This is a genomic window from Avrilella dinanensis, assembly GCF_002807015.1.
GTDB lineage: Bacteria > Bacteroidota > Bacteroidia > Flavobacteriales > Flavobacteriaceae > Flavobacterium > Flavobacterium dinanensis.
The window spans coordinates 974,835-989,244 of record NZ_NIPO01000001.1 but is presented as its reverse complement, the minus strand read 5'-3'; the positions used below and the strand labels follow the sequence as shown (position 1 = coordinate 989,244).

9 protein-coding genes and 1 pseudogene are annotated in these 14,410 nt (G+C 37.7%); 3 read left to right on the top strand and 7 right to left on the bottom strand.

Annotated elements, in window-relative coordinates; all coding sequences use genetic code 11:
• Window positions 1-2 precede the first annotated feature (2 nt).
• Both CDL10_RS04685 and CDL10_RS04680 read right to left on the bottom strand, forming a co-directional pair.
• Window positions 3-1,535 carry a PH domain-containing protein gene (locus CDL10_RS04685; protein ID WP_100677465.1) on the bottom strand — a complete coding sequence of 511 codons (1,533 nt, stop codon included), beginning with the start codon at window positions 1,533-1,535 and terminating at the stop codon, window positions 3-5.
• A complete protein-coding gene (locus CDL10_RS04680; protein WP_100677464.1) occupies window positions 1,519-2,043 on the bottom strand; it encodes a PH domain-containing protein in 525 nt (174 codons plus the stop codon). The genes CDL10_RS04685 and CDL10_RS04680 overlap by 17 nt, the downstream gene beginning before the upstream one ends.
• Before the next feature lie 145 nt (window positions 2,044-2,188).
• On the opposite strand from CDL10_RS04680, the gene CDL10_RS04675 reads away from it, so the two are divergent.
• On the top strand, window positions 2,189-2,695 hold the full coding sequence (locus CDL10_RS04675; RefSeq protein WP_165772983.1) for a lipocalin-like domain-containing protein: 507 nt from the start codon (window positions 2,189-2,191) through the stop codon (window positions 2,693-2,695).
• A 60-nt stretch (window positions 2,696-2,755) separates the two neighbouring features.
• On the opposite strand, the gene arfB is transcribed toward CDL10_RS04675, so the two are convergent.
• Together arfB and CDL10_RS04665 are read right to left on the bottom strand one after the other, a co-directional pair.
• Complete coding sequence (gene arfB, locus CDL10_RS04670; RefSeq protein WP_100677462.1) at window positions 2,756-3,154, bottom strand: alternative ribosome rescue aminoacyl-tRNA hydrolase ArfB; 399 nt, start codon at window positions 3,152-3,154, stop codon at window positions 2,756-2,758.
• A complete protein-coding gene (locus tag CDL10_RS04665) occupies window positions 3,147-3,782 on the bottom strand; it encodes a 4'-phosphopantetheinyl transferase family protein (protein WP_100677461.1) in 636 nt (211 codons plus the stop codon). Before CDL10_RS04665 ends, arfB begins: the two co-directional genes overlap by 8 nt.
• An 85-nt stretch (window positions 3,783-3,867) precedes the next feature.
• On the opposite strand from CDL10_RS04665, the gene ahcY reads away from it, so the two are divergent.
• Window positions 3,868-5,184, top strand: a complete 1,317-nt coding sequence (gene ahcY / locus CDL10_RS04660; RefSeq protein ID WP_100677460.1) for an adenosylhomocysteinase — start codon at window positions 3,868-3,870, stop codon at window positions 5,182-5,184.
• Window positions 5,185-5,310: 126 nt separating this feature from the next.
• Window positions 5,311-9,795, top strand: coding sequence for a choice-of-anchor L domain-containing protein (locus CDL10_RS04655; RefSeq protein ID WP_100677459.1), 4,485 nt, complete (start codon window positions 5,311-5,313; stop codon window positions 9,793-9,795).
• Between the two features lie 273 nt (window positions 9,796-10,068).
• On the opposite strand, the pseudogene CDL10_RS11500 reads toward CDL10_RS04655, so the two are convergent.
• From CDL10_RS11500 to fumC, 3 genes and pseudogenes are all read right to left on the bottom strand, one after another.
• A pseudogene (locus CDL10_RS11500) lies at window positions 10,069-10,257 on the bottom strand (uL13 family ribosomal protein); the annotation flags it as partial.
• Between the two features lie 183 nt (window positions 10,258-10,440).
• Window positions 10,441-12,201 carry a 30S ribosomal protein S1 gene (gene rpsA / locus CDL10_RS04645; RefSeq protein ID WP_100677457.1) on the bottom strand — a complete coding sequence of 587 codons (1,761 nt, stop codon included), beginning with the start codon at window positions 12,199-12,201 and terminating at the stop codon, window positions 10,441-10,443.
• 723 nt (window positions 12,202-12,924) lie between these two features.
• A complete protein-coding gene (gene fumC, locus CDL10_RS04640; RefSeq protein WP_100677456.1) occupies window positions 12,925-14,325 on the bottom strand; it encodes a class II fumarate hydratase in 1,401 nt (466 codons plus the stop codon).
• Window positions 14,326-14,410: the final 85 nt, after the last annotated feature.

Sequence of the window (14,410 nt, the reverse complement as noted above, 5' to 3'; positions counted from 1 at the left end):
AACTACATCCATTGATAATTATTTTTCTCGATTTTATATAGCCATTCGTCGGACAGCTTTTGCAATTTACCAAAATCATAATAATAAAGCGTCACAGCACCACCAGCTGTATATAAATTCAAAGAACCCAACTTTCGTCCTTCCTGAAAATAACTTTGACTAAGGCTGATTTGTTGCACTTTATTGATTTGAAGATATGTGGTTGTAACGTCCCAAATGCCTTTTTTCAATACAATAAAATCGTCTTTGATGTACAGTTTTTCGTTTCGGTATCCGCAGTAAATCAAAAAGTAAAAGAACACCAAAAACGGCAGAATAACCCACGCATAATGCATCGTTTCACTGTAATAAAAAACACCCAAAGCAATCAATGCCGGAATACATAACCAAAAGAATTTGAGCAATAAAATCCGTTTGTGTGGTTTCAGAAATTCAGTTGGAATTTCTAAATCGGTTTGGTAAATCACGTGAAAAATTTTGTCCAGTTCCAAACGATTTGCTCCGGGAACGACCAGCCCTTTTTTCTGTTTATTGTTTTCTGTTGATTCCACTTGCTGGATTTTGACTTCAAACAAATTCATCAGCTTTTGGAAATAATTCTGTTGTACTTTGAACAGCTGTACTTTTTGCGATGGGACAGCGGTAATATGAGAATCGGTCAGTCCGTAGGAAACCGTCAACTGCTTGTTTTTGATGTTAATCTGATAATTGAAATAGGTAAACAAAGTCCGTATTAAATTAAACAAAATAATAAAAACAATCAGTCCGAATGCCAGAAGTAATCCAACCAATCCGATGTATTGTTCATACGAAACCGAATTAAAAATATCATTGTAAATCGAAATTTCGTCTTCATCAGTAAATAAAAAATCTTTTGTCTGCTCAATAATCTGAAACGAAAATGCAATCATTAATCCCAATGTTTGCAGATAATTCCTTGTCAATCCGATTTTGATTAAACTCGTCAATCCAATTTTAATTCTTTCTTCGGTTGCGGTGTTTTCAGGTTGTGAAATAAAGGTTTCATCTTGTTGTTCGGTTTTGTCAGTTTCCTCAGAAACAGCAAGTTCGGTGTTGGTTAAAACTTCTTTCAGTGCCAATGCCTTACGATAATCCACACCGTTGATAGCAATCTCAGTTTTGGAACTTCCTGCCGTATCCACCTTAACCATATACAAGCCAATCAGTTTATGGATTAATTTCTGATTTAGGTTCACTTCGTGGATTTTACCCAGCTTTACGACCGTTTTGGATTTGCTCAGCCAGCCTTTGTTGATAACTAACTCATCATCAATAACCTGATACGAATAATAGAAATAATTGATAAATAAACGGGAAATTAATAACACAAATATTCCTGCAAAAACAATATACAACCATGGTGATTTGTTATCGAAACCTCGAAGTGCCAGTACTGCCAATATCGGCCACAACGAGCGAAACATCACCCAAACTGCATTTCCCAAAACCAACCACAAGGCTTTTCGGGCTAATTTATTGGGTTGCGAAAAATCATACTTAGGCATTTGCTTCATCTTCCAGCTCCTGTAAACGGTTTAACAAAAAGGATTTCCAACGTTCGGCTTCTTCCAGCGTCAGTCCGGGAATCGCTACATCAACGCTGTCGCTTGCCGCTGTATGCAGCCCCAAAACTGCCAATCCTAGACGTTTGGCATACCAACCTTGTTTAATCACCACATGCTGTAAACGAATGTAAGGAACAACATTAGTAGATTTGAAAATCAATCCTTTTTTGTACAACACATCGTGTTTGCGAAAGGCGTATTGCTTCTTTTTGTATGTGATTAAAGGAAAACACCCGATGATTATAGATAATAACAAAACACCTCCGATGAAATAATATTTCTCCGGCTCATCAAAGATAAAAAAAAGAGCTATAGCAATCACAATTCCTATCAGAATGGTAATCAGTGTATTCATTCGGACAATCTTTACATAATCTTTGTGAAGATGCGTAAAATCAACAGCTTCATATTGCGGAATTTCGTCTAAGGAAATAGTGTTGTTTTCAAAATCAGACATATTTGAATTTTTTTCCAAAAATACGGTAATTATTTGTGTTTTAAAATAGCATTTTTTTGATGTTTAAATATTTTATATATATTTGTAAATGTGATATTTTACGAATATGTAAATGAAACCTGATTATTTAACTAAATTTTGTTATATGAAACGTATTTTTTCTTACCCCGTATTATTTTTGTTCTTTGTAGGCATTTTGTTTTCGTCATGCGAAAGTTCTGATGGATTCGACAATTATAACCCAAGTATAGATGATATTTTAAATCCCGGAAACCCAGGAAATCCCGGAGAACCTGGAAACCCTCAACCAACTTCTGCAATTGTTGGTAAGTGGGCAAAAGTTGGAATTTCTGATGGGTCGAATGGAGAGATATTATATCATGACCACGCATGTGCAACCACCAATGATTTTATTGAATTTATGGAGAATGGTACAGTCAGAGATGTTGCTTATCTTCCTAATTGCACTATAGGAGAAGAAGATTTTGGTACGTTTTCGGTAAATGGAGATATTTTGACTATTTCTAGTAATGACCCTAATGGAGAATTAGTTTCAGGCGAAATAACGATTTTGACGCTTACTGATTCCACTCTTGAGCTTTATGTAGAAGATTCAGGAATTTCTTTTGTTATAGTATATGAGGCATATTAAGCTAAGGGCATTTCTAATTTAAAAAAAAGCACGAAATTTTCGTGCTTTTTTTGCTTAAACTCAAAACCTAAACTTCCTATTTTGTTTTTTCTCGGCATTGCGTTTTTTGTCTTCCAATCGTTTTTTGATAACCGCTTTCGGGATTTTGGTAGCAATGCGTTTTTTGTCTTTTTTCAAAGCGTTCTCCAACAGCAGAAACAAACGTTGCGTACACAATGCTTTGTTTTTAAACTGACTTCGGGTATCGCTGCATTCAATGATGACAAAGCCTTCTTTGGTAAGGCGGTTGGTTAATTTTTCCGCTAATGTTGCTTTTTCATCGTCCGTTAATCCCGAAGAAGTTGCCGGAGCAAACTGCAATTGTATTTTTGTAGCTACTTTATTCACATTTTGTCCACCCGCACCTGAACTTCGGACGGCTTTGTATTGTATTTCGGTTTTTATGATTTCTCTATTCATTTTCCAATGCGTAAACTAAAGTGTAATTTTCAAAAGTCATAAAATAAAAGGTGAATTTACAAACAAATTGAAGTTCCTTGCAATCAACAAAAGCAGTTCCTTCAGTACTATTATTTGTGAAATCCTGTACGTGCATATCCTGTTTAAAACTCAAACTACGTGAGTTGCACATTTTGTACAGCGATTCTTTTGCACCCCAAACAATGCTTAAATCTTCGATGTAATTTTTATTTTTATCCAGAAACTCAAATTCCGTTTCAATAAATTTATCAGCAATGCGTATGATTTTCTCGCGTTGTTTTTCAATGTCAATCCCAACGTTTTTCGTGCTGACAATAATTGCAGAAAAATCAAAAGAATGTGTAATTGAGATGTGTTTTCCGTCGCTCAAAGCTGGTTTTCCGTTGCTGTCATAATTCAGGTCAAAATCAGTATAACCGGCTGTCTCCAAAAGTTTCCGTACGCTCAGAAAACCCTTTCGGTGTTGTTCAGAAAGCATTCCGTTGTAACGTTTCTGATGTTTTTCCTGCATCGACACACTTTGTTTCAGCTCTTCTTCAGTTTCGGTAATTTTCCAGACAAAAATTTCCGTTTCAGCATCAGCTTTTATGTTTTTATATAAAGGCATAAAATCGTGTTTATAATTTCATTGGCAATCAATTCAAAGTAAATCCGTAAATTTGCAGAAAATTGATTTACAAATATACAGATAGATGAGCACAAAAACGATACCTTACGTGGCTTATAAAGTGAAAGATATTTCATTGGCAAGCTGGGGAAGAAAGGAAATTGAATTGGCAGAAGCCGAAATGCCGGGATTGATGGCACTTCGCGAAGAATATAAAAACGAACAACCTTTAAAAGGAGCGAGAATTGCAGGGTGCTTGCATATGACTATTCAAACAGCGGTTTTGATTGAAACATTGAAAGCGTTGGGAGCTGAGGTTACCTGGAGTTCTTGTAATATTTTCTCTACGCAAGACCATGCGGCGGCGGCGATTGCCGATGCAGGAATTCAGGTGTATGCGTGGAAAGGATTAAACGAAGAAGAGTTTGACTGGTGCATCGAGCAGACGTTGTTTTTTGGTGAAGACCGTCAGCCGTTGAATATGATTCTGGACGATGGAGGCGATTTGACCAATATGGTTTTAGACCGTTATCCGGAATTGGTTTCGGGAATCAAAGGATTGTCTGAAGAAACCACAACAGGCGTTCATCGTTTGTATGAGCGTATGGCAAACGGAACACTTCCGATGCCGGCAATCAACGTGAACGATTCGGTTACAAAATCAAAATTTGATAATAAATACGGTTGTCGTGAATCTGCAGTAGATGCTATTCGTCGTGCAACAGATGTAATGCTAGCCGGAAAACGCGTGGTTGTTTGCGGATATGGCGACGTTGGTAAAGGAACGGCAGCATCATTCCGTGGAGCAGGTTCTATTGTTACCGTTACTGAAATTGATCCGATTTGTGCATTGCAAGCGGCAATGGAAGGCTACGAAGTAAAAAAATTGGATAATGTAATTGCTAATGCAGACATCGTTATCACAACAACCGGAAACAAAGATATTATCATCGACCGTCATTTTAAAATGATGAAAGACAAAACGATTGTTTGCAACATCGGACATTTTGATAATGAAATTGATATGGCTTGGCTGAACAAAAACTACGGTTCTACCAAAACAGAAGTAAAACCTCAAGTTGATTTATATAATATTGACGGGAAAGATGTAATCGTTTTGGCAGAAGGTCGGTTAGTGAACTTGGGTTGTGCCACCGGGCACCCGTCATTTGTGATGTCGAACTCGTTCACGAACCAAACATTGGCCCAAATTGAGTTATGGAAACATTCGGATAAATATGAAAATAAAGTGTATATGTTACCTAAATATTTAGATGAAAAAGTAGCCAAATTACATTTAAAACGTATTGGTGTAGAATTAGATACTTTGTCGGAAGAGCAGGCTAAATATATAGGAGTGAAAGTCGAAGGTCCTTTCAAGCCTGACTATTACAGATATTAACCTGTAATTTAAACCATATTAAAACCAGTCATTTTTTGGCTGGTTTTTTATTTTTTTAAACAATTTTATTTTTTTGTTTAGAAAATTATTATCTTTCGGTCTTTAAAAAGTATAAAATGTTTTATTATGAAAAAACAATATCTATTATTTTTGACTTTGGCGATATCATTTGTTGCTTTTGGAGTAATTAACCCATTAGAGGTTAATTTTCTAAAAGAAGGTAATGTTGCCACAGCAGAAGCAATCAACGATGCAGTAGATTGTGACGAGGCTAACCAATGTACCTACACATTCGTAATGACGGATGAATTTGGCGATGGTTGGAGTGGAGGCACAATGACTGTTTTTCAAAACGAAGAAGAAGTTGAGACATTTGGTTTAACAGGTGGAGCGACAGGCTCGATAGAAATCGCATTATGTGATGGAGAGCCGTTTTCATTATTTTGGAACTCTGGAGGCTCTTGGCAAGATGAAGTAGGCATTACAATTTTAGACGCTTTTGGAGAAGAAGTTTATTCAAAACCTCCAGATACTGGTTCGCCAGATTCTGAACTTTATACAGGCGTGGTCGATTGTACAGCACCTTCTTGCCCTAAACCAATAAATGTAGAGGCAGAAGTTACAGTAGATTCTGCGACAATTAGCTGGACAGAGCAAGGCGATGCAACGGAGTGGGAAGTGATTGTCGTGCCCGCAGGTTCGGGAGAACCAAGTGGCGATGAAGATGATATTATTCTGACAACAGACAATCCATATACTTTTGAAGATTTGGAAGGAACAACAACTTACGAATTTTATGTCCGGGCAATATGTGACGCAGCTACTGATGATATTAGTGGTTGGAGATCTTTTGTATTTATGACAGTCATAGCAAATGACGAGTGTGATGCAGCTACCGAGGTACCTGTAAACACTGATGCTACTTGTGACTTAACTGCCAGCGGCACTTTTCAAGGAGCAACGCTGTCGGAAGATATGCCTGGACCTTGTGACGCCTGGTCAACTATTTATCAGGATGTTTGGTTTGAGTTTGAAGCAACAGAATCGGCTCATGCTATATCAATTTTGAATTCATTTGATACTTATAGTATGTATATACAGGTTTTTTCCGATGATATTTGTGATGATTCTACATCTGAGCCTATGACTTGCGGAAACAGTCCAGTAATGGCTTCAGGGTTAACTGTTGGTGAAACTTATAAGATCAGAGTTTTTTCTACCTGGAATCTAACTTCCAGTTTTGATATTTGCGTAAGAACGTTGAACACTCCGGAGAATGACGATTGTGACGAAGCGATTGATGTACCGGTAAACACAGATGCAACGTGTACGTTAACTGTTCCTGGTACTTTTGAGGACGCAACACTTTCTTCTATTGGAGGCTTGATAACTTGCTATGAATGGGATGAGGCTGTCAAAGATGTTTGGTTTGAATTTGAGGCAACTGATGTCGTGCATAAAGTTTCTATGTTAAATAATAACGAGAGCTGGAGTAGTTATATAGAAGTTTTCGAAGAAGTTGATTGTAATACACCGGGTGCAGAGCCTATTTCTTGTGGTCAGGATGTAATAACTTTGTCTGGATTAACAATTGGTGACACTTATAAAGTTAGAGTTTCTACCTACTCGGCAACTAATAATTCTACATTTGATATCTGCGTTAGAACCTTAAACGCTCCGGATAATGATGATTGTGACGAAGCGACTGATGTACCGGTAAACACAGATGCAAGTTGTACATTAACAACTCCCGGTACTTTTGATGATGCAACACTTTCCTCTGTGGGGGGGGTGATAGCTTGTTATGATTGGGATGAAGCTGTTAAAGATGTGTGGTTTGAATTTGAAGCTACTGATACAATACATAAAGTTTCTATATTAAACGTTGCCGATACTTGGACTACCTATGTGGAGGTTTTTGAAGAAGCTGATTGTAATACGCCGGGGGCAGAACCTATTGCCTGTGGGCAGGGTACAATAACATTGTCTGGATTAACGATTGGAGATACTTACAAAATCAGGGTTTCTACTTATTCAGCTACCAATAATTCTACATTTGATGTTTGTGTTAGAACATTGCAAGCTCCGGATAATGATGATTGCGATGGGGCGGTAGAATTGCCGGTAAGCGAAACAATGGAATGTGAAGAAACTGTTTCTGGAACATTTTTGGACGCTACCCTAAGTGAGGGAGCTAGTGATGGGTGTAACGATTTTAATGAACCGGTTGTAGATGTATGGTATGAGTTTGAGGCTATAACCACTACACATGGGGTTGTTCTTAGTACTGAGGCAAGTGCTTGGAATGTCCATATTGAGGTATATGAAGAGGATATTTGCACCGGTTATCTCGATCCGATTGAATGTGGTCAAACTACGGAGCTTGTTGTGAATGATTTAACGCCGGGTGAGACCTATAAAGTCAGAGTAATTACTGTTTCAGCCACAGATGAATTTGACTTTGAAATGTGTGTAATTTCATTATTCCCACCAATTCGTGTAGCAGACGACGAACATACTGTTCCGGAATTGGTTGAAGATGTATTGATTGGTGATGCTGGGAATTGTACCGGAATAGAAAATATCAGTTGGGTAACGGGGACGGATTTCAACGATGTAAATGGTATTGCTTATTTTGAAAAAAATGGCTCGCAGTTTCCATTCGAAAATGGGATTGTATTGGCTACTTGTAGAGCGATAGATTCAGAAGGTCCTTCGGAACAACCTATACAATCAGGAAATATGAATAGCTGGCCGGATGATGAGCAATTGACAGACTATATGCATACTGTGTTAGGAAATAATGATGATTATCACAATGCTACAATATTGGAGTTTGATTTTACACCGGCCACAGATAGTTTGAAATTTAATTTTATTTTTGCTTCTAATGAGTATGGAGGATCTTTTCAATGTAGTTTTTCAGATGCCTTTGCATTTTTCTTAACAGATATAGATACAGGTGTGACGGAAAACTTGGCTATAGTGCCAGATACGACTGACCCTATTTCTGTAATAACCATCAGAAAAGAAATTCATTCTCCTCCAGGTTCTACAAATTGCGGGGATGCAAACCCGGAATATTTCCATGAATTATACTACCCTAATGGGCAGTATAATGGGCAATTACCGTTAATAAATCCAATTAATTACAGAGGTTGGACTGTACCTATGACGGCGGAGAGTGCTGTAACGCCAGGAAAAACTTATCGTATTAAAATGGTGATTCAAGATAGGGGAGATGCGTCTTTTGATTCAGCAGTATTCCTTGAAGGGGGGAGTTTTGATATAGGTTCGGTTGATTTAGGCGGTGATATGTTGATTGAGGATTTAAATGCAGTATGTGAAGACGACCAGGTGTTGCTGGATACACAATTAGACCCTGAGAAATATACTTTTGAATGGTACAAAGACGATGTGCTTATTGAAGGAGAAACCGGACCAACGTTAATAGTTACGGAAACCGGTGTATATCGAATTGAGGCTTATTATGAAGGAAATACAACTTGCGGTATCAGTGATAGTGTGCTTATTGAAATATACCCGATTATAGTATTAGAGGAAGATTTGCAAGATATTCCGGTTTGTGTTGTTCCGGGCAGAATGCCTGAGGTAGATATTACAATTCATGAACCGGTATTTGACCAGTATAAAGTAGGCGGTGCCGATTTTGAATACTCTTATCATTTGAGTGAGGATAATGCAAAGAATGATGTCGATGCTATCGAAAATCCTGAGGCATATACACCTGAAGCAATCCCGGTTACTATATACCTCAGAGTGTATAACACATTGACCGAGTGTGTTCAGGTATTTGAATTTGATATCATTCGCAAACCGCTATTGGATTTTACACCACATGATGATATCCCGATTTGTGTATATCCTGATTATTTTACTCCAACAGATTTAACACAAGTAGAAGAGTTTTTCAGAAATCAGACAATTGCATCAATAGTGTTCGAAGGCTATTATCTCGATCAGGAGGATGCCTATGATTTGGAAAATCCAATTACGGGAGATTTGACAGAATTTGTGGTAGATGAACTGCCGACCACAATCTATATGGCAATATTGAACGAAGAAACAGGTTGTTATTCATTTACCAGCTTTAATATTGTGGCAACAGAAACTCTAGACCCTCAACTGCCTGAAGATGTTGTGATTTGTGATGGATATTTAGTGCCCGAACTACCTGCCGGACAATATTATAGTGCTTCAGAATTCGGTGAAGGAGAGCGTGTTCAGCCAGGAACAATATTAGGAGAAGGAAATCATACCCTTTATATTAATATTGAAAATGAAATTGGTTGCGTTTTCAGTCACAGATATGATATTCAGGTAATTCAATGTACACCGCAAAGAGGAATATCTCCGAATGGTGACGGGTTAAATGATGCATTTGATTTAACAGAATACCATTTGTTAGAATTGAAGATTTTCAATCGTGATGGAATAGAAGTGTATTCTCACGGTATAGGATATACCGATCAATGGGAAGGACAGTCTAATAGCGGCAACCTGTTGCCAGACGGAACATATTATTATCATTTTATAACACCAACCGGAATAAAAACTGGATATGTTCAGTTGGTTCGTGAGGTTAGGTAAGTAAAACAAATGAACAAAAAATGGAGATACTTTTAGTGTCTCCATTTTCTTTTAAAAACATTTCCGCTTCCAACGGGTTCGTTTGTAGCCACTTGAGTATATATTTCAATAAAAGGGATAAAAATCTTCTCATTTCACTTGCATTATTTGATAAAAGAGTTTTATATTTGCGTCCTCGTTTGGGATAGGAGATGGGGGTTTAGGATAAAGTACATTATAGATTTTTGGATAGGGAATAAGACTTTGAATTTTTTTCAAAAAAAAGTACAAAANGTTGATAACCACTACGTTATCTCCGCAGTCCACGTGAGGCGTGAACCCTGGTTTGTGTTTTCCACGAAGTAGCTTAGCTATTTCGGAAGACAATCTACCCAAAGTCTGACCCTCAGCGTCGATGAGCACCCATTGCTTGTCAGCAGTCTGGCTGTTCAAAGATTGTGTCTTGTAACTTAAACTTTCCACTTTTTACTAATAATTTAATTAAACATTCCTGCCCTAAGACATTTCTTAGGGCTTGCAAAAATAAATAACTTTTTTGAGGTGGCAATATAGAAACTGTTATTTTTATTGATACGTTTTTTGCCTTTTACAAAAAAGAAAACCCCGGACTTTTAAAATCCGGGGTTTGTATTGAGAATGAATGAATTATTTCTCTCCGTCCATTTTTGCTTTTAATTCTGCTAAAGCGTCCAAATCACCTAAAGTGGTTTTTTCAGCTTGTGTATTAGCAGCTTTTTCAGCAGCTTGTTTCATGTTTTTCTCTTCTTCCTCACGGAAAGTAGCTGTATGAGATGCAACAACACGCTTGAATTCTTTGTTGAATTCGATTACTTTGAAATCTGCGTTGTCTCCTTTTTTCAACTTCTTACCGTCTTCTTTTTCTAAAAGACGTGAAGGGATAAATGCTACGATGTCTTCGTTGAAAGGAATAGTTGCTCCCTTATCATTAACATCTTCAAGAGTAGCATTGTGAACAGTACCTACGCCAAACTCCTCTTCGTATTTATCCCAAGGGTTTGCAGTAGTTTGTTTATGACCTAAAGATAACTTTCTTCCGTCAACGTCTAATTCAAGAACGATAACTTCTAATTGGTCGCCAACATTTACTACTTCAGAAGGGTGTTTCACTTTCTTAGTCCAAGATAAGTCAGAGATGTAAACCAATCCGTCAATACCTTCTTCTAATTCTACGAATACACCGAAGTTGGTGAAGTTACGAACTGTACCTGTGTGTTTAGAACCTACTGGGTATTTAGCAGTGATATCAGTCCATGGGTCAGGGGTCAATTGCTTGATGCCCAATGACATTTTTCTTTCTTCTCTGTCTAAAGTAAGGATAACAGCTTCTACTTCGTCGCCAACGCTTACGAAATCCTGAGCCGAGCGCAAGTGAGTTGACCATGACATTTCAGAAACGTGGATTAATCCTTCTACGCCTTCAGCTACTTCAATGAATGCACCATAGTCAGCTAAAACAACTACTTTACCTTTTACTTTGTCACCTACTTTAAGTTCAGCGTCCAAAGCGTCCCACGGGTGGGCGTGAAGTTGTTTCAATCCTAATTGGATACGTGTTTTTTCGTCATCAAAGTCTAAGATTACAACATTCAGTTTTTGGTCTAATTCCAATACCTCAGATGGGTGGTTGATACGAGACCAAGACAGGTCAGTGATGTGGATTAATCCGTCAACACCTCCTAAATCGATGAATACACCGTATGAAGTGATGTTTTTAACTACACCTTCTAATACTTGTCCTTTTTCTAACTGACCGATGATTTCTTTTTTCTGTTCTTCGATATCAGCCTCGATAAGTGCTTTGTGAGAAACTACAACGTTTTTGAATTCGTGGTTGATTTTTACCACTTTGAATTCCATAGTTTTATTTACATATTGGTCGTAATCACGGATAGGTTTCACGTCAATTTGTGACCCTGGTAAGAACGCCTCGATACCGAATACGTCCACAATCATACCACCTTTAGTTCTGCATTTCACAAAACCGTTTACGATTTCGCCTGTTTCATGTGCTTTGATTACACGCTCCCATGCTTTGATTGTACGGGCTTTTCTGTGAGACAATACCAATTGTCCGTTTTTGTCCTCTCTTACGTCAATCAATACATCTACTTTGTCCCCAACTTTAAGGTCAGGATTGTATCTGAATTCATTTAAAGAGATTACGCCTTCAGATTTTGCATTGATGTCAACAATAGCATCTCTGTCGGTAATTCTGACAACAATACCTTGTACTACTTCTGAATCGTCAGTAGAGATAAAAGTTTTGTCAACTAATTGTTCGAATTCGTTCAATTGTTGGTTGTCAACTTTTGCGATACCGTTTTCATACGTATCCCAGTCAAAACCTCGTAAGAATTCTTCTTGTGTTTGTGTTTGTTCAGACATGTCTGATTAAAATTTTGTATTCTGATGTTACAGAGTTTCTTCAGAAATAACCTCAGAAGTGATTAAATTGTTTTTTGTCAAACCTTTACCGAAACTCTTTATCTTAGTAAAAGCGAATGCAAAATTAATACTTTTTTTAATACGAAAGATATTTTAAAGGATTATTTTTCAGATTGTTGTCAGATATTTGATGTTGGAAGAAACCCGTAGGGCTTATATATGTTGTTGTGCTAACTGTGACGAGAAGTGACGAAGTGACGAGAGGTGACAAAGTGATGACCGAGACCAACTAATGGCTTTTGATTCTTTCTTCTTGGCTCTTAACTAATGCCTAAAAATAAATCGTTTCAATCATTGCAGAATGAATTAAAATCTGTAAATTTGTGGAGTGAAATCTACACATTGTGGAATTGATGTACACAAGACCGATATAAAAAGCAGGTAAAACTATAGTAAAGATGTTTTGGCATACCGTTTGCAATTAAATAAGCAAAAGTAGTTCTGAAAAATATTTACTGGACATTTACCAAAAAAGTAGTAAGTAGTTTTTTCAAAAAAGTAGTAGTTAATGTAGTTTTTGGTGGGTAGCTTGACGTCTTGTTAGGCTGCCCATTTTTTTTGTAGTAAAAAGAAAAAAATTAGCCACAAATTGCACTAATTTTCACGAAACAATTTGTGTTAATTATTGCAATCTGTGGCTTTCTTCTATTTTAAGGTATTGATTTATAAATTTATTTTCCCTACCATTTTTTCCGGTTTAACCCATTCGTCAAATTCTTCCGGAGTAAGATAGCCTAATCTCACAGCTTCTTCTTTCAAGGTAGTTCCGTTTTTGTGGGCAGTTTGAGCGATTTCAGCCGCTTTGTAATAACCGATTTTGGTATTCAGTGCAGTAACAAGCATCAATGAATTATCCAACAGACTTTGAATTCTTTCGTGGTTTGGCTCGATACCCTGAGCACAGTGCAGATCGAAAGAAATACAAGCATCAGCAATCAAATTGGCAGATTCTAAAAAGTTTGCCGCCATCATCGGTTTGAATACATTCAGTTCGTAATGCCCTTGTGTACCACCAATGGTAATTGCCACGTCGTTGCCCATAACCTGTGCAGCTACCATGGTTAAAGCTTCGCATTGAGTAGGATTTACTTTTCCGGGCATAATAGATGAACCCGGCTCGTTTTCCGGAATAATAATCTCTCCGATTCCCGAACGAGGTCCCGATGCCAGCATTCTGATGTCGTTAGCTATTTTATTTAAAGAAACTGCTAATTGTTTTAACGCACCGTGCGTTTCCACAATAGCGTCATGTGCTGCCAAAGCCTCAAATTTGTTTGCTGCCGTCACGAAAGGTAATCCTGTGAAATCTGCGATATATTTAGCAACCAAAACGTCATATCCGTCTGGTGTGTTCAAACCTGTTCCTACAGCTGTACCACCCAATGCCAGTTCAGATAAATGAGCTAAAGTGTTTTTCAATGCTTTCAGTCCATATTCCAACTGCATGGCATAACCCGAAAGTTCTTGCCCTAAGGTTAGGGGAGTGGCGTCCATCAGGTGTGTTCTACCGATTTTTACTACATCTTTGAATGCTTTAGCTTTTTCTTCCAAAGTGCGTTTTAATTGTTCAACGCCCGGAATCGTTTTCTTTACCACTGCTTTATATGCCGCAATGTGCATTCCGGTGGGGAAAGTATCGTTAGATGATTGAGATTTATTTACGTCATCATTCGCTTTCAATACCGGTTCGCCTTCGCCGATTTTTCCGCCTGCCAAAACTTGTGCACGGTTGGCAACCACTTCATTAACGTTCATGTTTGACTGCGTTCCGGAACCTGTTTGCCAGATTACTAACGGAAACTGGTCGTTCAATTTGCCTTCCAGTATTTCGTCGCAAACCTGAGCTATGGCATTACGTTTTTCGACAGGCAAAACGCCCAATTCGCAGTTGGCAAATGCAGCAGCCTTTTTCAGATAGGCAAAACCTTCAATGATTTCTTTAGGCATACTTGCCGGTTTGCCTATTTTAAAATTGTTTCGGGAACGTTCCGTTTGAGCACCCCAATATTTGTCAGCAGGTACTTTCACTTCTCCCATAGTGTCTTTCTCGATACGAAATTCCATGATTTATAATGATTAATTTTGTGTTGATAAAAATTTTGCCTAAAATTACTCATTATCTGTTTAACGGTAAAATATTCTATAAAAA